This window comes from Rhodobacter maris, from assembly GCF_900217815.1.
In the GTDB taxonomy this organism is placed as follows: domain Bacteria; phylum Pseudomonadota; class Alphaproteobacteria; order Rhodobacterales; family Rhodobacteraceae; genus Rhodobacter; species Rhodobacter maris.
On sequence record NZ_OBMT01000008.1, the window covers coordinates 70,249 to 90,108 of the forward strand.

Here is a 19,860-nt window from a genome sequence, read left to right on the forward strand (position 1 = left end):
CTTGCGAGCCGGTAGCACATCGGTAAAACAGGCTGACGCAGAAGAAAAGGCGCTCTCATGGCTATTGCCCTCGTTGTCCTTGCCGCCGGTCAAGGCACCCGCATGAATTCAGAGCTGCCCAAGGTGTTGCACCGGCTCGGCGGCGCGCCCCTCCTCGCCCATGCGCTTGCAGCAGGGCAAAGGCTCGACCCGGAGCGTGTCGTCGTCGTGGTGGGCCACGGCGCAGCGGAGGTGCAGAGAACGGTCAGCCGGATCGCCCCCGAGGCGGATTGCGCGCTTCAGGCCGAGCAGCTCGGTACCGGCCATGCGGTGGCCCAGGCGCTTCTGCAAATGGCAAGCTTCGAGGGCAAGGTCGTGGTCCTCTACGGCGACACGCCCTTCATCCGGCCCGAAACGCTTGAAAATCTCGTCGAATGCACGGCAGATGTCGTGGTTCTGGGCTTTGAGGCCGCCGATCCGGGCCGTTACGGGCGCTTGATCGTCACGGGCGACCGGCTCGAACGGATCGTCGAATTCAAGGATGCGACCGAGGCCGAGCGCGCGCTTACCCTGTGCAACTCGGGCGTGATCTGCTGCGATGCCAGCTTGCTTGCGCGGCTCGTGCGGGCGCTCGGCAATGACAACGCGGCCGGGGAGTATTACCTCACCGATATTGTCGCCGCGGCCCGCGCCGAAGGTTATTCGGCCGCGGTGGTGCGCTGCGCCGAGGAAGAGACGCTCGGCATCAACACCCGCGCCGAGCTTGCCCGCGCCGAAGCGCTGTTTCAGGCCCGCTCCCGCACCGAGGCGCTCGAAAACGGGGTGACCATGGTTGACCCCGCAACCGTCTGGTTCGCCCTTGACACCTGGGTCGGGCGCGATGTGGTGCTTGGCCCCAATGTCGTCTTCGGCCCCGGGGTGACGATCGAAAGCGGCGCCACGATCGAGGCTTTCTGCCATCTCGAGGGCTGCCATATCTCGCGCGGTGCCACCATCGGTCCCTTCGCGCGGCTGCGCCCGGGGGCGGAACTTGCGGAAGATGTCCATATTGGCAATTTCGTCGAGGTGAAGAATTCGATCCTCGGCGAGGGGGTCAAGGTTGGCCATCTGACCTATCTGGGCGATGCCGATGTCGGCGAGCACACGAATATTGGCGCGGGCACGGTGACCTGCAATTATGACGGCGTTTTCAAACACCGCACGACGATTGGCAGCAATGTTTTCATCGGCTCGGATACGATGCTGGTGGCGCCGGTGACGGTGGGCGACGGCGCGCTCACGGGCTCGGGCTCGACTGTTACCGAGGATGTGCCGGCAGGTGCGCTGGCCCTTGGCCGTGCGAAACAGGTGAACCGTCCGGGGGTGGCGACAAAGCTTTTCGAGATCCTGCGCGCGAAGAAGGCCGCGCAGAAAAAGGGGGTCTGAATGTGTGGCATCATTGGAATTCTGGGCAAGCACGAAGTGGCTCCGTTGCTTGTCGAGTCGCTCAAGCGGCTCGAATACCGCGGCTATGACAGCGCCGGCATCGCCACGGTGAATGCAGGCCAGCTCGACCGCCGCCGCGCCGTGGGCAAGCTCGTCAATCTCTCCGATCTTCTGGTGCATCAACCGCTGGCCGGACGCGCGGGGATCGGCCACACCCGCTGGGCAACGCATGGCGCCGCCACCACAGGCAACGCCCATCCACATCGCTCTGGCCCGGTTGCGGTGGTGCATAACGGCATCATCGAAAACTTTCGCGACCTTCGCGCCGAGCTTGCCGAAGCCGGGATCACCCCCGAGACCGAAACCGACAGCGAAACCGTGGCCCTGCTCACGCGGATGTTCATGGAGCGCGGCATGGGCCCGCATAACGCCGCTGTGGCCGCGCTTCACAAGCTGGAGGGCGCCTTCGCGCTGTTGTGGCTGTTCGAGGGGCAGGACGATCTGATGATCGCCGCGCGCAAGGGGTCGCCGCTCGCCATCGGTCATGGCATGGGCGAGATGTTCGTGGGCTCCGATGCGATCGCGCTTTCTCCCTTCACCGACCGTATCACCTATCTGGCCGAGGGGGATTATGCTTTCGTCACCCGCGCCGGCGTCGAGATCTTCGATGCCGATGGCGTGCAGGCCAGCCGCGAAACGACCCGCATAGACCTGAGTGCAACACAGGTCGAGAAGGGCGGCTACAAGCATTTCATGGCCAAGGAGATCGCCGAGCAACCCGTGGTGTTGGGCGATGCCTTGCGACATTATCTCAAGGCAGACCACATCAATCTGCCTGAAGAACTGGACTTTTCGAACATCGAGCGGCTCACACTTGTGGCCTGCGGCACCGCTTTCTACGCTTGTTCGGTGGCGAAATACTGGTTCGAGAGCCTGGCCGGTCTGCCCTGCGAAATCGATGTCGCCTCCGAATTCCGCTACCGCGAACCGCCGCTGCCGAAAAACAGTTTCGCCCTGTTCGTCAGCCAATCGGGGGAGACCGCCGACACGCTGGCAGCCTTGCGGTACTGCAAGGGCAAGGTCGCGCACACGGTCGCAGTGGTGAACGTGCCCACCTCCTCGATTGCGCGGGAGGCGGATCTGGCGCTGCCGATCCTCGCAGGCATCGAGGTCGGTGTCGCCTCGACCAAGGCCTTCAGTTGCCAGCTTCTGGCGCTGGCGGTGATGGCGCTGAAAGCCGGGCGCGACCGCGGCCATCTGAGCGCCGCGCAGGCCGCCGCACATATGGACACGCTGCGCGCGCTGCCCGGGCTGATGAATGCCGCGCTGGCCACTTCGGATGAGATCGCCCGGCTGGCCGCCCAGCTTGCCGAGGCGCAGGACATCCTCTTTCTCGGGCGCGGGGCGATGTATCCGCTCGCCCTTGAAGGTGCTCTGAAACTCAAGGAAATCAGCTATATCCATGCGGAGGGCTATGCTTCGGGCGAGCTCAAGCACGGGCCCATCGCGCTCATCGACCGCACCGTGCCGGTGATCGTGATGGCGCCGCATGACCGGCTGTTCGACAAGACCGTCTCGAACATGCAGGAGGTGATGGCGCGGCACGGCAAGGTGCTGCTTGTCACCGATGCGAAGGGCGCCACCACAGCCGCCGAAGGCACCTGGGCCCATCTGCGCATGCCGGAGGTGGCCGAGCCTTTCGCGCCGATCCTCTACGCCTTGCCCGCGCAGCTTCTCGCCTATCACACCGCCATCGCCAAGGGGACTGATGTCGACCAACCGCGCAATCTGGCAAAATCAGTGACGGTGGAATGAGCCGCAAACGCCGCGCCAGGGTGATCATCGCCGAAGACCGGCCGATGACCGAGGAAGAGCTGCGGCTTTCCGCCGAGGCCGCGGCCTATGCCGCCTCTGAGGCCGAGTATACGCAATACCACGAGGTGGAAGCGGAAGATCTCGGCCCGCCGCCCGGCATCGAGGAAGCGCTTGCCGCGCTTGCAGCCTGCGGCGATGCCGAGCGCGCGGCAGAGGCGGCCTCCTATCACAAGGTCGCGCGGCGTTATCTGGGCGTTCCGGTGCCCCTGATCGAGGACAGTGCGCGGCTGTGGCGCGCGCAATGCACGCTTGAGGAGCGGGTCGCGCTCGCAGACGCGCTCTGGCGCACCGATGTGCACGAGGCGATGATCGCGGCGGCCAAACTGCTCACCCAGGCGCGGATCCGCCCCGATCAAGCGGTCTGGGATCTGATTGCCGGCTGGGCGCCGGGGTTCAACGGCTGGGCCGTTTCCGACCATGCCTGCAACGCGGGCGGTCGGCGGCTTGCGGCGGCCCCGGAACGGCTCGACGAGGTCGAGACCTGGTTGCACAATCCCAACATGTGGACCCGGCGTGCGGCGCTGGTGATCACTTTGCCCTTTACGAAATCAAACATTCCAACGGCTGAAGAGCGCGCAATCCGTGCCCGAATCCTCAGCTGGTGCGAAAGCCTCGCCCCCGAACGCGACTGGTTCCTTCAGAAGGCAATCGGCGGGTGGTTGCGCGAGCTTTCCAAGCATGACGCCGCACCCGTCGCAGACTGGCTCGCCGCGCATGGGGCGACGCTCAAGCCCTTCGCGCGCAAGGAAGCCACAAAATATCTGCGCTGAGCCTTATCTCTTCGCGGCCGCCCAGTCCCGCACCGCCGCACCGAAGGCCTGAAACAGCGGCCGCGACACCGGGTCGTGTTCGGCATTCCATTCCGGATGCCATTGCACGGCGAGCGTGAAGCCGGGCGCATCCTTCACATAGATCGCCTCCGGCGTGCCATCCTCGGCGCGGCCCTCAATCACGATGCGGGGCCCGGGCTGGCAGATCCCCTGACCGTGCAGCGTATTGGTCAGAACCTCCTCGGCGCCAAAAAGTGCGGCAAACCGCCCGCCCGGGGCGAGACGGACCTTGTGGCGCAGCGCGAAGGCCTCTTCGAGCGTGCCCTCGGGCGGCATGCGGTGGTTCATCCGTCCGGGCAATTCGCGGATCTCGGGGTAAAGCGTGCCCCCCATCGCCACATTCACCTCCTGAAAGCCACGGCAGATCCCCAGAAACGGCTGGCCGCGCTCTACGCAGGCTCGCACCAGCGGCAAGGTGATCGCATCGCGGGCGCGATCGAAGGCGCCATGTTTCTCTGTCGGCTCCTCGCCATATTCATGCGGATGAATGTTGGGACGCCCGCCGGTGAGCAGGAAACCATCGCACACTTCCAGCAACTCGGAAACGCTGACCATCTCCGGATCGGCCGGAATCAGAAGCGGCAGGCAATCCGACACATGCGCGACCGCGCAGGAATTCATCTGCCCCCCCTCATGCACCGGGTAACGGTCATTGACGAGGCCTCGGTTGCCGATCACGCCGACCACCGGGCGATGTGCGAATATGCTCATGGCGCGCTCCTTTGCCATCAAGCTAGCGCCGGTGCGGCGTGGCGCAAAGGCTTTCGCACGCGCAACTTCTGTGCGTCAGTGCAAGGTTCAGGCCGCCGAAGCCTCGGCGGCGAGCTTGCGGATCCGCTCCACCATCGCGGCGAGCCCGTTCGAGCGTTGCGCACTCAGATGCGCGTCGAGCCCGAGCCGCCCCATCTCGCCCCTCGCATCGACGGCGCTCACCTCGCTGACGCTGAGCCCGGCATAAAGCGCATGCAAAAGCGCGATCAGCCCCTGCACGATCATCGCATCCGAGGCGCCCTCGAAATTGAATACCGCTTGCGGCCCCTGCCCCTCGATGCGCGGCATCAGCCAGACCTGGCTTGCACAGCCCTCGACTTTTGTGGCGGGCACCTTGAGCGCTTCGTCGAGCGGGGGCAGAGCCTTGCCCAGTTCGATCACATGGCGGTAACGGTCCTCCCAGTCGTCGAGGAAGTCGAAGGTCTCGGCAATCTCTTCAAAGGCAGGGCTGGCCATGGCGGACTCCGGGGATTTCATGCGCTTGCCCATGGGTAGCGCGCAGGGGCGCGAGCGTCCAGAGGGGCAGAGGCCGCTTTTCAAAGTCTGTGTGATCGGCTACCCAAGGCGAGACCTGTTGCCGTCCGACCGGAGTAGCCATGACCCTGATCCGCCGTTCCGTCCCCCTTCCGCTGCTGCTGGCGACTTCCCTGGCTCTCACGGGCTGCGGCTGGATGAACCCGTTCAACTGGTTCCGCCATCAGGAAGTTGCGCAGACGCTGGCACCGCCCGGCGGCTATCCCGATATCGAGAATGACAAGCGCCGTCTCATCGCCGATGTGGTCGGGCTGGAGGTGAAGCCCAGCCAGGGCGGCGCAATCGTCGCCGCAACCGGGCTGCCGCCGACTCAGGGCTGGTGGGGAACAGCGCTTCTGGCGGAAAACGATGGCGAGCCGGTCGAGGGCGAGATGCGGTATCGTTTCGTCGCGGTCTGGCCCGAACCGGGCAGCCTTGCGGCCCAGCGGGTGGGAACGCCCAATTCGCGGGAAGTGACGGCCACCGCCTATATCAACAGCGTCAAACTCGCCCGGGTGAAGCGGATCGTGGTGATCGGCGCTACCAACCAGCGCGCGATCAGCCGCTGAGCGTTACGGATCGGCGGGCGGGATCCTCTTCTCCTTCCCCGAAATCGCCCTGCCGGAGCTTCAGAGATCGGTCAGCGGCGTGGGCGGAGATGCGCGCTTCAGCCCCTCCGGAAGGGGCGGCGGCGCGGGCGCGCCCGGAAGGCGGCGGATCAGGATATCACCGTTTCCGAGCCGTTCTGGCGGCAGATAATTGCGCACATCGTCGATCAGCGCGAGCAGCTGCGCGAGCTTGGGCCCGAGGCTCTCGGCCGCAGCGCCCAGCCCGTCCTGCATCTCGTCGAGTTGCGGCCCCAGCTCGTCTATCAGGCCGCGGAGAAAAAGCTCTGCTCCACGCTCAACGAGCGACCGCCCTGCCACCATGTCGTCGCGCCCGGACGGCTCGGCCACTTCGGGCCCCGGCTCCGGCGGCAGAAGCTGGCGCGGCACGGGCGTGGGTTCTTCCGCAGGGGCGAACACGGCCCAGCCCCCGAACCCGAGAGCAGCCACAAGAACAGCTACGGCAAGAAGGATGCGCTGGCTCATGAGGCGATCATAGCCCGGTCAGAGCGCAAGATCCACCGAGACCGGAAAATGATCCGACGCCTGCAGCAGCGCTTCGCGCAGCTCCGGGGTGCGATAGCAGGCGGGATCGTCGAACGGATGCCAGATCCGCCATTTCGGCCCGCGCCGGCACAGATCGGGGGAAAGAAGGATATAATCGAGCATCGCCGAGAAATATTGCCCCGGCGGGGGGTCGGGAATGAAGAACCGCGCCGAGGCAGGTTGCGCGGCGGTCTGCCCTTTGCTCGGCCGGGCATGCGGATCATGCAGGCGCCGCTCCTGCGGCAGGCCATGCCCCAGCACGATCTCAAGCCCGGAGCGGCCAAAAAGCTTTTCATATTCGTCAAGCCCCGGCCCGTCGTTGAAGTCGCCCAGCACGATCAGGCTCTCGCCCCGGTCGAGCATCGCATCGACCCGGCGCCGCAGCCAGAGGCATTGCGCAAGCTGCTTGCGGCGGTTTTCGATCGCGACCCGCACTTCGCTGTCGAGATCGGTAGCGCCATGCGGCGCCTTTGATTTGATATGCACACCGATGAGCCGAACCTGCACCCCCGTGCGGGTTTCCAGCGTCGCTTCGAGCGGCGGTTTGGAGAAGATGACCATATCGAGCCGGTCGTCGATATCGAGATCGATCTGCAACTGACCGTCGAACCGCGGCGCGAACTCGTTGCCCTCGGCAGGCTCATGCACCGCGCGGATCACATCGGGGTCGTAAAGCAGCGCAATTTCCTGCTGCGTCTCGTTCGCGAACCCAATCAATGCGCGGCGCTGGCGGAGCGCGAATTTTGCGGCAAAAGCCTCGAGCATCGGCACGGTCTTGCGCCGGGTGTTGTTGTCGGGCGCCTCGACAATCAGGATGGCATCGGCCTCGAGCGCAGTGAAAACGATGCCGAGCGCGCCGAGCTGTTCGGCCCGGCTCACCCCCCAACGAGCGGAGCGCTCGGTATCGTCAAGGATCCGCCCGCGTCGGTCGAAGAGCGAGGTGAACCATTCGACGTTATAGGTGGCGATCCGCATCAGAGCGCCGCCCGCTTCGCGGAAGATTCGATCTCGGCCCAGGCGGCATTGAGCGCCACCACGCGTTCCTCTGCGAGCTTGACCGCCTCGGGTGGCAGGCCGCGGGCAATCGCCCGGTCGGGGTGGGCATCGCGCACCAAAGTGCGCCAGCGCGCCTTGGCAGTCTGCAAATCGGTGCCGGGGGCAAGTTCAAGCACCGACCAGGGGTCGAGCGGTGCACCGGGCACAAAGGCCGCACGCACTGAACGAAAATTCACATCGTCGATGCCAAAGATCGCAGCCACCTCGGAGAGAAAGGCATCCTCGTTTTCGTGATATTCGCCATCCGCCATGGCGATGGCAAAGAGCCCCTCGAGCAGATCCTTCAGCATCGGATCGCCCCTCCCGAACATGGCCGCGATCTTGTGGGCATAGGCGTCAAACCCCGCCACATCGGTGCGCGCCATGTCGAAAACGCGTGCGGCATTGGCCTCCTCGCCGGGCGGGATCTGGAAAATCGCGCGGAAGGCGGAGACCTCGTCGCGCGTCACCTGCCCGTCGGCCTTGGAAAGCTTCGCGCCGAGTGCGATGATGGCAATGGTGAAGGCGACCGAGCGCTCGGGCGGGGTACGCTCAAAGATCCCCGCGAGCCCCTCGGCGCGGGTCAGCGAGGAAACGGCCTCGCCGATGCGGGCCCAGAGGGAAGGCTTGCGCTCCATGGCGCCACTCTATCGCCTCACAAAATCTTTTGCATCAACACAAGATCAATGAATCGTTCGAATTTTCGTCCGGCCTCGGCGACGCGCCCGGCTTCGACGTAGCCCACCGCCGCATGAAAGGCGAGGCCCGGCGCATTCTCTGCCGAGATCCCGCCAACCATCAGATGCGCCCCAGCCTGGCGGGCGTGATCCTCCGCCGCCGCCATCAGCGCACGCCCCACCCCCTGCCCCCGTGCCGCCGGCGCGAGAATGATCGTATGTTCCATCGCCGCGGCATAGCCGAGCCCCTTGCGGAACTGGTCATAGCTGACGAAGCCCGCCACCTCCCCCAGGCTCTCGGCCACGAGAAAGGCCCGCCCCGCCGCCTGCCGCTCCGAAATGAGCTGCCCGAGGCTCTCGGCGCTGTGCAGCGTGGGCGAGAAGGTGATCGTCGTCTCGGCAATCACCGGATTCCAGAAAGCGAGAAGGGCGGGGATATCTTCGGGCGTGGCGGGGCGGATCATGGCGGGCTCCTTTGGCGGCACCCTGCCCCAGCCGCGCCCCGGGTGCAAGCGCAGCAAAAAGCGACATGAGCACCGTCGATTCTGGCTTGAAACGCGGGCGTGAGGGCCCATTTCCAAGGGGATACCAGAGAAAGGATACCTGCCCGTGCTGAAGCGGATCGAGAAACTGTTCCAACACGAGGCGGCGGCCGGCGTGGTCTTGATGATCGCCACCGCGATGGCACTGGCACTGGCGAATTCGTCCTATGCGGATCTTTACACCCAGGCTCTGCATCTGAAATTCACAGTCTCCCTGGGCGAGACCGGCCTCTCCAAACCGCTGATTCTCTGGATCAATGACGGGTTGATGGCGGTGTTTTTCCTGCTCGTCGGGCTGGAACTGAAATACGAGATCCGCGAAGGCGCCTTGCGCAATCCTGCCAATGTGGCACTGCCCGGCGTGGCGGCGCTCGGCGGCATGGCGATGCCGGCCCTGATCTATCTGGCGCTGAACTGGTCCGATCCGCTCCATGTCACCGGCTGGGCGATCCCGACCGCCACCGATATCGCCTTTGCGGTGGGTGTGGTGGCGCTTCTGGGCAAACGCGTGCCGCCCGCGTTGAAGGTCTTCCTGCTCACGCTCGCGATTCTCGACGATCTTGGCGCTATCATCGTGATCGCGCTTTTCTACACCGCCGAGCTGAAGCCGGTCTATCTGGCGCTCGGGCTGATCCCGATGGCGCTGATGGCGCTGCGCCTCTTCACCGGCGCGCACCGGATCGCGCCGACGCTGATCCTTGGTGTCGTGCTTTGGGTACTGGTGCTGAAATCGGGCGTGCATGCGACGCTCGCGGGCGTGATCACCGCCTTTTTCATTCCTCTCAAGGACCGCTACGGCAAATCGCCGCTCCACGCGCTCGAACATGCGCTCAACCCCTATGTGATGTTCCTCATCGTGCCGGTCTTCGCGCTTGCCAATGCCGGTGTGAACCTCGGCGGCATCGGGATTTCGGATCTCTTCGCGCCGCTGCCGCTCGGGATCGCCGCGGGGCTCGTGATCGGCAAACAGATCGGCGTTTTCGGCGCAAGCTTCGCGCTGGTGAAATCGGGGGTCGCGCGGCTCCCCGAGGCGACGACATGGCTTCAGCTTTACGGCATAGCTGCCCTCGCCGGGATCGGTTTTACCATGTCTCTCTTCATCGGTTCGCTGAATTTCGAGGAAGACGAACAGATGAACGCGGTCCGGCTCGGCGTTCTCGCGGGCTCGCTCGTCTCGGCATTGATCGGCTTTGCCGTGCTGCGACTGGCCCCGCAGGGAGACGCCGCGCGAGAGGCGGTGGCCACGCCGCAGGCGGCCAGCTGAGGCCTGGCCCGCCCCCTCCTTCGCCCTCGGGAAGATCTCGACCCGCCCGAAAACAGAAAAGGGCGCCCGCAGCGGCGCCCTTTCTTCTTGGCCCTTCGACTCGGAGCAAACATCCCAGAGGGTGAATTGGCCCGGCCAAGAGGGGGGCAGCGCCCCCTGCCCGGCCAGTCAGCCGCGCGTCGCGCGGATCAGATCGAGGATCTCGCGGGCCGCGAACGGAATGTTGGTGCCCGGCCCAAAGATCGCCTTCACCCCCGCTTTCTCCAGGAAATCATAGTCCTGCTGCGGGATCACCCCGCCGCAAATGACGAGGATATCCTCAGCGCCCTTCTCCTTCAGCGCGGCGATGAGTTTGGGCGCCAGCGTCTTGTGCCCCGCCGCCAGCGAGGAAATGCCCACCACGTGCACGTCGTTGTCGACCGCGTCCTGCGCGGCTTCTTCGGGGGTCTGGAACAACGTGCCCACATCGACATCAAAGCCGATATCGGCGAAGGCCGTGGCAATCACCTTGGCCCCGCGGTCGTGCCCGTCCTGCCCCATCTTCACCACCAGCATCCGCGGGCGGCGGCCCTCGGCCTCGGCAAAGGCCTCGACATCGCGCTGGATCTGCGCGAAGCCCTCATCGCCCTCGTAAGCCGCACCATAAACCCCGGAAAGGGTCCGCACCTCGGCGCGATGGCGCCCGAACGTCGCTTCCATGGCGAGCGAAATCTCCCCGACCGAAGCCCGGGCGCGGGCGCATTCGACCGCCGCCTCGAGCAGATTGCCCCCTTCCACCGTGCGCCGCCCCAGTTCGAGCAGCGCCGCCTGACAGGCTGCCTCATCGCGGCTCGCGCGCATCTTCGTCAGCCGCGCGATCTGCGCTTCCCGCACCGCGACGTTGTCGATGTCGAGAATGTCGAGCGGGTCTTCCTTCGCGAGGCGGTATTTGTTGACGCCGACAATCACTTCCTCGCCGCGGTCGATCATCGCCTGCCGCCGCGCCGCGGTCTCTTCCACCCGCAGCTTCGGCATACCGGTGGCCACGGCCTTGGTCATGCCGCCCATCGCCTCGACTTCCTCGATCAGCTCCCAGGCCTTCGCGGCGAGCTCATGGGTCAGGCTCTCAACGTAATAGCTGCCCGCGAGCGGATCGACGACATGGGTGATGCCGGTCTCTTCTTGCAAGATCAACTGCGTGTTGCGCGCGATCCGCGCCGAGAAGTCGGTCGGCAGCGCGATCGCCTCGTCGAGCGCGTTGGTATGGAGCGACTGCGTGCCGCCCAGCGCCGCCGCCATCGCCTCATAGGCGGTACGCACGACGTTGTTGTAGGGATCCTGCTCCTGCAAGCTCACACCCGAAGTCTGGCAGTGGGTGCGCAGCATCAGCGAGCTGGATTTCTTCGGGTTGAACTCGGACATGATGCGATGCCACAAAAGCCGCGCCGCGCGCAGTTTCGCCGCCTCCATGAAGAAGTTCATGCCGATCGCGAAGAAGAACGAGAGCCTTCCCGCGAAAGCATCGACATCCATCCCCCGGGCAAGCGCCGCACGCACATATTCGCGCCCGTCGGCGAGGGTGTAGGCGAGTTCCTGCACCAGGTTCGCGCCTGCTTCCTGCAGGTGATAGCCCGAAATCGAGATCGAGTTGAACTTCGGCATCTCTTTCGAGGTGTATTCGATGATATCCGCAATGATCCGCATCGAGGGTTCGGGCGGATAGATATAGGTGTTGCGGACCATGAACTCCTTGAGGATGTCGTTCTGGATCGTGCCCGAAAGGAGCTTGCGCTCCACCCCCTGCTCTTCGCCCGTGACAATGAAGTTCGCCAGCACCGGGATCACCGCGCCGTTCATCGTCATCGAGACCGAGACCTTTTCGAGCGGGATGCCGTCGAACAGGATCTTCATGTCCTCGACCGAGTCGATCGCCACACCGGCCTTGCCGACATCGCCGACCACGCGCGGGTGGTCGCTGTCATAGCCGCGGTGCGTGGCGAGGTCGAAGGCCACGGAAACGCCCTGTTGACCGGCGGCAAGCGCCTTGCGGTAAAAGGCGTTGCTCTCCTCGGCGGTGGAAAAGCCCGCATATTGGCGGATTGTCCAGGGGCGGCCGGCATACATCGTGGCACGTGGGCCGCGGGTGAAGGGGGCGATGCCGGGAAGCGAGCCCATATGGGGCAGGCCCTGCACGTCCTCTTCTGTGTAGAGCGGCTTGACCGCGATCCCCTCGAGCGTGTTCCAGGTGAGCGTGTCGAGCGGCTTGTCACGCAGTTCCTTCTGCGCGAGCGTGGCCCAATCCTCTTTCTTCGTCGTCATAGCCTCTTCCTCTCTCGGCCCGGCCGGATGCGCGCCCCGGATCGCCTCTGTTCGTGTTGCCGCCCGGGGCCCCGTGGCGCCCCGGGCGGCAAGGCTCATTCGAATTCCATGATGATGTCATCGACCTTCAGCGAGGCTCCGACCGCGCAGTTGATCTTCGCCACCACACCCTTGCGCTCGGCCTTGAGGATGTTTTCCATCTTCATCGCCTCGACCGTGGCCAGCGCCTGACCTTCCTGCACTTCCTGCCCCTCCTCGACCGCGATCTTCACGATCAGCCCCGGCATCGGGCAGAGCAGGAACTTGGAGGTATCGGGCGGCAGTTTCTCGGGCATGAGCAGGCTCAGCTCATGGGCGCGGGGCGTGCGCACATGCACCTTGAGATCCGCACCGCGCACGCGGATCCGGAAGCCCATCGGGATCTCGTCAACCTTGAGCACCAACGGCACGCTTTCGACAAGAAGCTGCGCCAGCGAGCGCCCCGGGGTCCAGTCGCTCTCCACCCGCAGATGCGTGCCATCGGCGAATTTCACCGTCGAGCCCGCCTTGTCGGCCGCGATCTTGAGCGGGAAGGCCTCGCCCTGCAGGCTCACCACCCAATCCTCGCCCACATGGCGTTCATGGTTGCCGAGCGTGCCAGAGATGCGGGCGCGGCGGATCTCCGCCACCCGGTTCATCGCCGCCGTCGCCGCGGCCACGCGCTTGAGCGTCATCGCATCGAGCGTCACACCCTGGAAGCCCTCGGGATATTCCTCGGCGATGAAGGCCGTGGAGATATTGCCCGAGATGAAGCGCTCATGGTCCATCACCGCGGCGCAAAACGGCAGGTTGTGGCCGATCCCTTCCACTTCGAACGTGTCGAGCGCGAGCCGCATCTCCTCGATCGCCTCGGCGCGCGTCGCCCCCCAGGTGCAGAGCTTGGCGATCATCGGGTCGTAGAACATCGAGATCTCGCCGCCCTCGTAAACGCCGGTATCGTTGCGCACGATGCCGCCGCGGGTGGTGTGGCCCTCAACCGGCGGGCGGTAGCGGGTGAGCCGCCCGATCGAGGGCAGGAAGTTGCGATAGGGGTCTTCGGCATAAAGGCGGCTTTCCATCGCCCAGCCGTTGATCTTGATGTCGTCTTGCGCAAACGGCAGCTTCTCGCCCGCGGCGACGCGGATCATCTGCTCGACAAGGTCGATGCCGGTGATGAGTTCCGTGACCGGATGCTCCACCTGCAAGCGCGTGTTCATTTCAAGGAAGTAGAAGTTGCGGTTGCCGTCGACGATGAATTCGACGGTGCCCGCCGAAGTATAGCCCACGGCCTTGGCCAGTGCGCAGGCCTGCTCGCCCATCGCCTTGCGGGTCTCGGCATCAAGGAAGGGCGAGGGCGCCTCTTCGATGACCTTCTGGTTGCGGCGCTGGATCGAGCATTCGCGCTCGTTCAGATAAAGGCAGTTGCCATGCGCGTCTGCCAGCACCTGAATTTCGATGTGGCGCGGTTGCGTGACGAATTTCTCGATGAAGATCCGGTCATCTCCGAAGCTGTTGGCGGCCTCGTTCTTCGAGGATTGGAAGCCTTCGCGCGCCTCCTCGGCGTTCCAGGCGATGCGCATACCCTTGCCGCCGCCGCCCGCAGAGGCCTTGATCATCACCGGATAGCCGATCTCGTCGGAGATCTTCACCGCTTCCTCGGCATCGGCGATAAGGCCCATGTAGCCCGGAACGGTGCTCACGCCCGCCTCTTTCGCAAGGCGCTTGGAAGTGATCTTGTCGCCCATCGCCTCGATCGCGCCCGAGGGCGGGCCGATGAAGGCAACGCCCTCTTTTTCCAGCGCGGCGGCAAAATCCATCCGCTCGGAGAGGAAGCCATAGCCCGGATGCACCGCTTCGGCGCCGGTCTTGCGGATCGCCTCCATGATCTTGTCGATCACGATATAGGACTGGTTCGCCGGCGGCGGGCCGATATGCACCGCCTCGTCGGCCATTTTTACATGCAGCGCATGGGCGTCGGCGTCGGAATAAACCGCCACCGTCTTGATACCCATCTTGCGCGCAGTCTTGATCACGCGGCAAGCAATTTCGCCGCGGTTGGCGATCAGGATTTTCTTGAACATTGTCAGTCCCTTCCTCCAGGCACAGCGGAAACCGTGCCCCCTTTCTTCATGGCGATGTCAATGACGGAAACAAAACGGCCACCGGAGCGGGAGGCTCCGGTGGCACGCAAAAAAGGCTCGGCCGCGCGATACGCGGCGAGCAGAAGATCAGTAGCAGGGGCCGCCGATACCGGCGTTGCAGCTCGCCCCGCCAGCGAGCGCACCGATCGCCGCCCCCGTGAGGGCGTTGTTGTCGGTCGCATCGGCGAGCACGGCGCCAGCCGCGGCCCCGGCAAGCGCCCGCCCGCCCTGGGTTTGAAGCACGCCAGTGCCGTTTTGGTTTTCCATGCATCCGGCGAGGGATGCGACGGCGAGTGCCGCAACAAGAAGGGATGATTTGCGCATGTTGATCTGCCTCCGTCAGGGGTTGTTGTTACCCCGGAATCTAGCGCGGAAGCGTCGGTCGACAAAGGGATTTCGCCAGATTTTGCCTGCTGCGGCGCGGCATCGGCAAGACCTTGCGCATCATAGGGAGCGACAGCGGGGAAAAATGCGTGCCGCGGCCCGACCGGATGGCCGGGCCGCAGACGAAGAGCATGGACTTTGGCTATGAGCGTCGCGGCTTCGAAACGCGGCGCTCTGGGATTGATGTGGGGTACGCTGGCGCAATTGCAAAAGCGCAAATGCGTTTTTTTGCTGGAATCGGCCATTTTTTGCCGAAAATCTCGCGCCGCGCCCAGCATCACTCCCAATCCTCGTCATCGTCCGCATCTGGATCCTCCCATTGGAAGGCTTCGGGCTCGGCAAAAACTTCCGGAAAGGCGGCCTCGGCGCGCTTGCGGTCAATGCGCAGAAGCTGGTCGTAGGCAGCGGGATCGGCGGGTTCCTCGGCCCAGACAACTTCTCGACCGATGAGCCAGCTCAGCCGGCCGGCATCAAGATTGCCGCGCTCGAACGGCTCTTCCCCGAAATGGTTCCAGAGCGCGGCCATGAACCCCGCATCAGCGCGCCGGTCAGGCGCGGCGCGGTCCTTGTAGCGTTCGCGGCGGATGATCTTGGTGGCGCCTTGTTTGTTGGCGCGCCGGATCGTGAACTGGAAGTCGGTTCCCGGCAGGCGCGACGGGAACCCTCTGTGTTTCAGCATGATGTGCCTCCTTTGAGCGCGGCATGTCTGCGCGCGCCATGGCACATCGCAGCCGCGCCCTGCAAGGCGGGCGCGGCGCCGGGGGTCGGGGTCAGACCCCGCCCCCGGATCGGATCACTTGTATTTGCCGGTTTGCACGGGCTCGACCGTAACCGGCTCGACCGGAGCGGGTTTCGGCGCGCAAGCGGCGACAAACGCGAGCAGAGCGAGGGCAGCGAAAGCTTTTTTCGACATGAGAGTCTCCTGACCGAGAGGCTTGCGTGACGCGGCTTCTGACCGGTTCTGCCCCACGGCATGTTGATACAACGGGAACGATTCCCGCCGGTTGCGAGAATATCGCGGTGTGCGGCGGCGCAGAAGAGGGGATCGCACGGTTCCCCCCGCCACCCCGCGCAGATGTGATCGGCCGCGCCCTTGACGCTCCGCCCCATCCTCGCTGTTCCCGCGCCAGCGCGCATCAGTAGAACTCCCAGACACAGGCCCCGTCGGCGACGGAATACGCCTCGAAAAATTGTACGGCCGCCTCGTTCGCCTCGCCGAAGGGGACCACCCGGTCGGCCAGGTCAAGCACCAGCTCCGCCGGTTGCGGCCCCATCATCGGCACCCGCGGCAGCACATAGCCGTCGCAAAGCGCCTGAAGGTCAGCGGCGGCCTTGTCGGGATCATAGCCCGGCGCCGCCACCTCCGGCGCGACGAAGCGGAACCGCAGGGTGAGCCCCGCAGATCCCTGACTGTCGCGCAGGGTCTCGAACCAGCGCACCGTAACCCCCGAAGGCACCGGGATCGGCTCGCCCGAAGGCCCGGTCTCTTGCGAAAATCCGGGCCGGGCAGTCAGGCTCAAAGCGAGGGCGACCAGAGCCACCCCCCGCAAGGCTTTGACAGACTGCCCGGCCCCACGCCCCATTCCGCGCCCCTCAGAGCGGAATGTTGTCGTGTTTCTTCCACGGGTTGGAAAGCGTCTTCGAGCGCAGGCTCGCAAAGGCGCGCCCCACCCGGCGGCGGGTCGAGGAGGGTTTGATCACCTCGTCGATGAAGCCGCGCTCGGCCGCCACGAAGGGGTTGGCAAAGCGACCCTCGTAATCCTTGGTGCGGGCCGCGATCTTTTCCACATCGCCAAGCTCGGAGCGATAAAGGATCTCGACCGCCCCTTTCGCGCCCATCACCGCGATCTCGGCCGAGGGCCACGCATAGTTGATGTCGCCGCGCAGGTGCTTGGAGGCCATGACGTCATAGGCGCCACCGTAGGCCTTGCGGGTGATCACCGTCACCTTCGGCACTGTCGCCTCGCCATAGGCGAAGAGCAGCTTCGCGCCGTGCTTGATCACGCCGCCATATTCCTGCCCGGTCCCCGGCAGGAAGCCGGGCACGTCGACCAGCGTGAGAATCGGGATCGAGAACGCATCGCAGAAGCGGACGAACCGCGCCGCCTTGCGCGAGCTGTCGATGTCGAGACACCCCGCCAGCACCATCGGCTGGTTCGCCACCACGCCAATCGTCCGCCCCTCGATGCGGATGAAGCCGGTGATGATATTGCCTGCGAACGCCGCCTGGATCTCGAAGAAATCGCCCTCATCGGCAATCTTCGTGATCAGTTCCTTCATGTCATAGGGCATGTTGGGGTTGGCCGGAATGAGCGTATCGAGGCTTTCGTCGATCCGGCCGACATCGTCAAAGAAGGGCCGCACCGGCGATTTCTCGCGGTTCGAGAGCGGCAGGAAGTCGATCAGACGCCGGGTCTCGTAAATCGCTTCGACATCGTTCTCATAGGCGCCGTCGGCCACCGAGCTTTTCTTGGTATGAGTGCCCGCACCGCCCAGTTCCTCGGCGGTGACGATCTCGTTGGTCACCGTTTTCACCACGTCGGGGCCGGTGACGAACATGTAGGAGCTGTCTTTCACCATGAAGATGAAATCGGTCATGGCGGGCGAATAGACCGCGCCGCCCGCGCAGGGCCCCATGATGAGCGAGATCTGCGGCACCACGCCCGAGGCCATGATGTTGCGCTGGAACACCTCGGCATAGCCCGCGAGCGAGGCCACGCCTTCCTGAATGCGCGCGCCGCCCGAATCGTTCATGCCAATGACCGGCGCGCCGTTTTGCACCGCCATATCCATGATCTTGCAGATCTTCTCGGCATGGGTTTCGGAAAGCGAGCCGCCGAACACCGTGAAATCCTGCGAGAACACATAGACCATGCGGCCGTTCACCGTGCCCCAGCCGGTCACCACGCCATCGCCCGAGATATGGTCTTGCTCCATGCCGAATTCGGTACAGCGATGGGTTTTGAACATGTCGAATTCTTCGAACGACCCCTCGTCAAGCAACAGCTCGATGCGTTCGCGCGCGGTCAGTTTGCCCTTCTTGTGCTGGGCATCGATGCGGCGTTCGCCGCCACCCAGGCGCGCGGCCGCCCGGCGGCTTTCCAGCTCGCTCAGAATATCTTTCATGGGGTCCCCTCCGAGAATTTCCGCGCAACCTAATTCAGCGCAAGATTATTACCAAGCGGATTTGCGAAAATTTGCAAATTATTCCCAGCGGCACGATTGCGAATTGCAAATCCGCAAATTCGCGGCTCTGGTGTGGCGTCCGGCCCTGCGCTAGAGCGGTTCCCGGAGATCATCATGCAACTGCCCGCCCCGCTCGTCACCTTTCTTCTGCTTTCGGCGTCGAATGTTTTCATGACCTTCGCCTGGTACGGGCATCTGCGCTTCAAATCCGCGCCGCTTCTCGTCGCGATCCTCGTCTCCTGGGGCATCGCCTTTTTCGAATACCTGCTGATGGTGCCCGCAAACCGGATCGGTTACGGCACGCTAACGGCGGCACAACTGAAAGTGATGCAGGAGGTCATTTCGCTCAGCGTCTTCGTCGCCTTCAACACCTGGTGGCTGGGCGAGGCGCCAAGCTGGCGCACCGCGCTTGGCTTTGGGCTGATCGTGGCGGGGGCGGGGCTTGTATTCTCCAACCGCGGCTAGCGATCTTGTGCGGCATACAACTGCCCCATGGACAAAAAGCCGCGCAACGCCTAGCGCCTTGCCATGGCCTTTCTTGACCGCTCCACGCCGCCCCATATCCTGACCCTGGTGCTGTCGACCGGGGTGGCGGCGCTTGCGCTCAATATCTTCCTGCCCTCGCTGCCCGGCATGGCGCGCCATTTCGGGGTGGATTACGGCGTGATGCAGCTTGCGATCTCGGCCTATCTCGCAGTCTCGGCGCTCGCGCAATTCGTGATCGGCCCGATCTCGGACCGGTTCGGCCGCCGGCCGGTGACGCTTGGCGTGGTGGCGATCTTCACGCTCGCCTCGTTCACGGCGCTTTTCGCCCCCACGGCCGAGAGCTTCCTCGCCGCGCGCTTCGTGCAGGCGGTGGTGGCGACCACATTCGTTCTGTCGCGCGCTGCGGTCCGTGACGTGGTGCCCGGCCCAGAAGCCGCCTCAAAAATCGGCTATGTCACCATGGGCATGTCGCTTGTGCCGATGGTGGGCCCGGTGATCGGCGGGCTGCTCGACGCGGGCTTTGGCTGGCGGGCGAACCTCTGGGTGCTCGCCGCCTCCGGGATCGGCCTGTTCTGTCTGGTGTGGGCCGATATGGGCGAGACGGTGGCGGGCGGCGGGCTCGGCTTCCGCGCTCAGGCCCGCGCCTATCCGGTGCTTGTCCGCTCCCAGCGCTTCTGGGGGTATTCGCTCTCCGCCGCCTCTGCCGCAGGGCTCTTTTATGCCTATCTCGGCGGTGCGCCTTTGGTGGGCGAGAAGGCATTCGGGTTGAGCCCGGCGGAGGTCGGCTATTATTTCGCCCTGCCGTCGCTCGGCTATCTGATCGGGAACTGGGTCTCGGGCCGCTTCGCCACGCGCCTCGGAATGGACAAGATGGTGCTCGCGGGCACTGCGCTGGCCACCCTCGCCCTCGCGGCGGCGCTTCTGGCGAGCCTCGCCGGGCTTCTGGGTCCGCTCCTTTTCTTCTCCCTCGTCGGCGTGACCGGGATCGGCAACGGCCTGTCGCTGCCTTCGGCCAATGCCGGGATGATGTCGGTACGCCCCGACCTTGCGGGCACGGCCTCCGGCCTTGGCGCCACGCTCACAATCGGCTGTGGCGCTGCGCTCTCGAGCCTCACCGCGGCGCTGATCGGGGTTGAGGTCTCCGTTTTCAACCTCACCCTCGTGATGTTCGCTTCCTCGGCGCTCTCGGTCTGCGCGATCCTCTGGGTGTTTCACCGCCGTCGCGCGCTCGGCATTTGACGCCTGAGCTTTGCAAAGACTACAATCGCTTTGCAAAAGCGCGGGG

Annotated in this window: 19 protein-coding genes; 7 read left to right on the forward strand and 12 right to left on the reverse strand. The window is 64.7% G+C overall.

Translation table 11 applies throughout. The features are described from left to right. Positions 1 to 57: 57 nt before the first annotated feature. The 3 genes from glmU to CRO22_RS11865 are packed head-to-tail and all read left to right on the forward strand — an operon-like array spanning position 58 to position 4,049. The gene (gene glmU / locus CRO22_RS11855; RefSeq protein ID WP_097070371.1) at positions 58 to 1,404 is read left to right on the forward strand and encodes a bifunctional UDP-N-acetylglucosamine diphosphorylase/glucosamine-1-phosphate N-acetyltransferase GlmU; all 1,347 of its coding nucleotides are present in this window, start codon (positions 58 to 60) and stop codon (positions 1,402 to 1,404) included. Beyond that, positions 1,405 to 3,219, forward strand: a complete 1,815-nt coding sequence (gene glmS / locus CRO22_RS11860) for a glutamine--fructose-6-phosphate transaminase (isomerizing) (RefSeq protein ID WP_097070372.1) — start codon at positions 1,405 to 1,407, stop codon at positions 3,217 to 3,219. It abuts the gene before it with no gap. After that, positions 3,216 to 4,049 carry a DNA alkylation repair protein gene (locus tag CRO22_RS11865; protein ID WP_097070373.1) on the forward strand — a complete coding sequence of 278 codons (834 nt, stop codon included), beginning with the start codon at positions 3,216 to 3,218 and terminating at the stop codon, positions 4,047 to 4,049. The genes glmS and CRO22_RS11865 overlap by 4 nt, the downstream gene beginning before the upstream one ends. 3 nt (positions 4,050 to 4,052) lie before the next feature. On the opposite strand, the gene CRO22_RS11870 is transcribed toward CRO22_RS11865, so the two are convergent. Both CRO22_RS11870 and CRO22_RS11875 read right to left on the reverse strand, forming a co-directional pair. Continuing rightward, a complete protein-coding gene (locus CRO22_RS11870; RefSeq protein ID WP_097070374.1) occupies positions 4,053 to 4,820 on the reverse strand; it encodes a gamma-glutamyl-gamma-aminobutyrate hydrolase family protein in 768 nt (255 codons plus the stop codon). Between the two features lie 87 nt (positions 4,821 to 4,907). After that, on the reverse strand, positions 4,908 to 5,336 hold the full coding sequence (locus CRO22_RS11875) for a SufE family protein (protein ID WP_097070375.1): 429 nt from the start codon (positions 5,334 to 5,336) through the stop codon (positions 4,908 to 4,910). Between the two features lie 140 nt (positions 5,337 to 5,476). On the opposite strand from CRO22_RS11875, the gene CRO22_RS11880 reads away from it, so the two are divergent. Next, positions 5,477 to 5,962, forward strand: a complete 486-nt coding sequence (locus tag CRO22_RS11880; protein WP_097070376.1) for a hypothetical protein — start codon at positions 5,477 to 5,479, stop codon at positions 5,960 to 5,962. A 60-nt stretch (positions 5,963 to 6,022) separates the two neighbouring features. Here the strand turns inward: CRO22_RS11880 and CRO22_RS11885 are convergent, their stop codons facing one another. The 4 genes from CRO22_RS11885 to CRO22_RS11900 are packed head-to-tail and all read right to left on the reverse strand — an operon-like array spanning position 6,023 to position 8,720. Beyond that, the gene (locus CRO22_RS11885) at positions 6,023 to 6,484 is read right to left on the reverse strand and encodes an AAA+ family ATPase (protein ID WP_097070377.1); all 462 of its coding nucleotides are present in this window, start codon (positions 6,482 to 6,484) and stop codon (positions 6,023 to 6,025) included. 18 nt (positions 6,485 to 6,502) lie between these two features. Further along, on the reverse strand, positions 6,503 to 7,519 hold the full coding sequence (locus CRO22_RS11890; RefSeq protein WP_097070378.1) for an endonuclease/exonuclease/phosphatase family protein: 1,017 nt from the start codon (positions 7,517 to 7,519) through the stop codon (positions 6,503 to 6,505). Beyond that, positions 7,519 to 8,217 (reverse strand): TerB family tellurite resistance protein, encoded by a 699-nt coding sequence (locus CRO22_RS11895; protein ID WP_097070379.1) that lies wholly within the window; start codon positions 8,215 to 8,217, stop codon positions 7,519 to 7,521. The genes CRO22_RS11890 and CRO22_RS11895 overlap by 1 nt, the downstream gene beginning before the upstream one ends. Before the next feature lie 17 nt (positions 8,218 to 8,234). Then, entirely contained in the window at positions 8,235 to 8,720 is a 486-nt protein-coding gene (locus tag CRO22_RS11900; protein WP_097070380.1) for a GNAT family N-acetyltransferase, read from the reverse strand. A gap of 145 nt (positions 8,721 to 8,865) precedes the next feature. Here CRO22_RS11900 and nhaA point away from each other — a divergent pair, with 145 nt between their 5' ends. Beyond that, positions 8,866 to 10,062, forward strand: a complete 1,197-nt coding sequence (gene nhaA, locus CRO22_RS11905; protein WP_097070381.1) for a Na+/H+ antiporter NhaA — start codon at positions 8,866 to 8,868, stop codon at positions 10,060 to 10,062. Positions 10,063 to 10,230: 168 nt separating this feature from the next. On the opposite strand, the gene scpA is transcribed toward nhaA, so the two are convergent. From scpA to CRO22_RS11940, 6 genes are all read right to left on the reverse strand, one after another. Then, positions 10,231 to 12,360, reverse strand: a complete 2,130-nt coding sequence (gene scpA, locus CRO22_RS11910; protein WP_097070382.1) for a methylmalonyl-CoA mutase — start codon at positions 12,358 to 12,360, stop codon at positions 10,231 to 10,233. 95 nt (positions 12,361 to 12,455) lie between these two features. Beyond that, positions 12,456 to 14,459, reverse strand: coding sequence for an acetyl-CoA carboxylase biotin carboxylase subunit (locus CRO22_RS11915; protein WP_097070383.1), 2,004 nt, complete (start codon positions 14,457 to 14,459; stop codon positions 12,456 to 12,458). A gap of 147 nt (positions 14,460 to 14,606) precedes the next feature. Next, positions 14,607 to 14,786 carry a hypothetical protein gene (locus CRO22_RS11920; protein ID WP_245860961.1) on the reverse strand — a complete coding sequence of 60 codons (180 nt, stop codon included), beginning with the start codon at positions 14,784 to 14,786 and terminating at the stop codon, positions 14,607 to 14,609. Between the two features lie 394 nt (positions 14,787 to 15,180). Next, complete coding sequence (locus CRO22_RS11925; RefSeq protein WP_097070385.1) at positions 15,181 to 15,582, reverse strand: hypothetical protein; 402 nt, start codon at positions 15,580 to 15,582, stop codon at positions 15,181 to 15,183. Between the two features lie 457 nt (positions 15,583 to 16,039). Then, positions 16,040 to 16,486, reverse strand: a complete 447-nt coding sequence (locus tag CRO22_RS11935; protein ID WP_245860962.1) for a DUF6497 family protein — start codon at positions 16,484 to 16,486, stop codon at positions 16,040 to 16,042. Between the two features lie 10 nt (positions 16,487 to 16,496). Beyond that, positions 16,497 to 18,029, reverse strand: coding sequence for an acyl-CoA carboxylase subunit beta (locus tag CRO22_RS11940; RefSeq protein WP_097070387.1), 1,533 nt, complete (start codon positions 18,027 to 18,029; stop codon positions 16,497 to 16,499). Between the two features lie 174 nt (positions 18,030 to 18,203). On the opposite strand from CRO22_RS11940, the gene CRO22_RS11945 reads away from it, so the two are divergent. Beyond that, positions 18,204 to 18,554, forward strand: a complete 351-nt coding sequence (locus tag CRO22_RS11945; protein ID WP_097070388.1) for a DMT family protein — start codon at positions 18,204 to 18,206, stop codon at positions 18,552 to 18,554. A gap of 63 nt (positions 18,555 to 18,617) precedes the next feature. Further along, positions 18,618 to 19,814 (forward strand): multidrug effflux MFS transporter, encoded by a 1,197-nt coding sequence (locus tag CRO22_RS11950; RefSeq protein WP_097070389.1) that lies wholly within the window; start codon positions 18,618 to 18,620, stop codon positions 19,812 to 19,814. The last annotated feature ends 46 nt before the right edge of the window (positions 19,815 to 19,860 follow it).

Bases quoted from the DNA above. Each gene is read 5' to 3' on its own strand.
- glmU (WP_097070371.1), top strand. From the start codon at position 58: ATGGCTATTGCCCTCGTTGTCCTTGCCGCCGGTCAAGGCACCCGCATG.
- glmS (WP_097070372.1), top strand. From the start codon at position 1,405: ATGTGTGGCATCATTGGAATTCTGGGCAAGCACGAAGTGGCTCCGTTG.
- CRO22_RS11865 (WP_097070373.1), top strand. From the start codon at position 3,216: ATGAGCCGCAAACGCCGCGCCAGGGTGATCATCGCCGAAGACCGGCCG.
- CRO22_RS11870 (WP_097070374.1), bottom strand. From the start codon at position 4,820: ATGAGCATATTCGCACATCGCCCGGTGGTCGGCGTGATCGGCAACCGA.
- CRO22_RS11875 (WP_097070375.1), bottom strand. From the start codon at position 5,336: ATGGCCAGCCCTGCCTTTGAAGAGATTGCCGAGACCTTCGACTTCCTC.
- CRO22_RS11880 (WP_097070376.1), top strand. From the start codon at position 5,477: ATGACCCTGATCCGCCGTTCCGTCCCCCTTCCGCTGCTGCTGGCGACT.
- CRO22_RS11885 (WP_097070377.1), bottom strand. From the start codon at position 6,484: ATGAGCCAGCGCATCCTTCTTGCCGTAGCTGTTCTTGTGGCTGCTCTC.
- CRO22_RS11890 (WP_097070378.1), bottom strand. From the start codon at position 7,519: ATGCGGATCGCCACCTATAACGTCGAATGGTTCACCTCGCTCTTCGAC.
- CRO22_RS11895 (WP_097070379.1), bottom strand. From the start codon at position 8,217: ATGGAGCGCAAGCCTTCCCTCTGGGCCCGCATCGGCGAGGCCGTTTCC.
- CRO22_RS11900 (WP_097070380.1), bottom strand. From the start codon at position 8,720: ATGATCCGCCCCGCCACGCCCGAAGATATCCCCGCCCTTCTCGCTTTC.
- scpA (WP_097070382.1), bottom strand. From the start codon at position 12,360: ATGACGACGAAGAAAGAGGATTGGGCCACGCTCGCGCAGAAGGAACTG.
- CRO22_RS11915 (WP_097070383.1), bottom strand. From the start codon at position 14,459: ATGTTCAAGAAAATCCTGATCGCCAACCGCGGCGAAATTGCTTGCCGC.
- CRO22_RS11920 (WP_245860961.1), bottom strand. From the start codon at position 14,786: ATGGAAAACCAAAACGGCACTGGCGTGCTTCAAACCCAGGGCGGGCGG.
- CRO22_RS11925 (WP_097070385.1), bottom strand. From the start codon at position 15,582: ATGCTGAAACACAGAGGGTTCCCGTCGCGCCTGCCGGGAACCGACTTC.
- CRO22_RS11935 (WP_245860962.1), bottom strand. From the start codon at position 16,486: ATGGGGCGTGGGGCCGGGCAGTCTGTCAAAGCCTTGCGGGGGGTGGCT.
- CRO22_RS11940 (WP_097070387.1), bottom strand. From the start codon at position 18,029: ATGAAAGATATTCTGAGCGAGCTGGAAAGCCGCCGGGCGGCCGCGCGC.
- CRO22_RS11945 (WP_097070388.1), top strand. From the start codon at position 18,204: ATGCAACTGCCCGCCCCGCTCGTCACCTTTCTTCTGCTTTCGGCGTCG.
- CRO22_RS11950 (WP_097070389.1), top strand. From the start codon at position 18,618: ATGGCCTTTCTTGACCGCTCCACGCCGCCCCATATCCTGACCCTGGTG.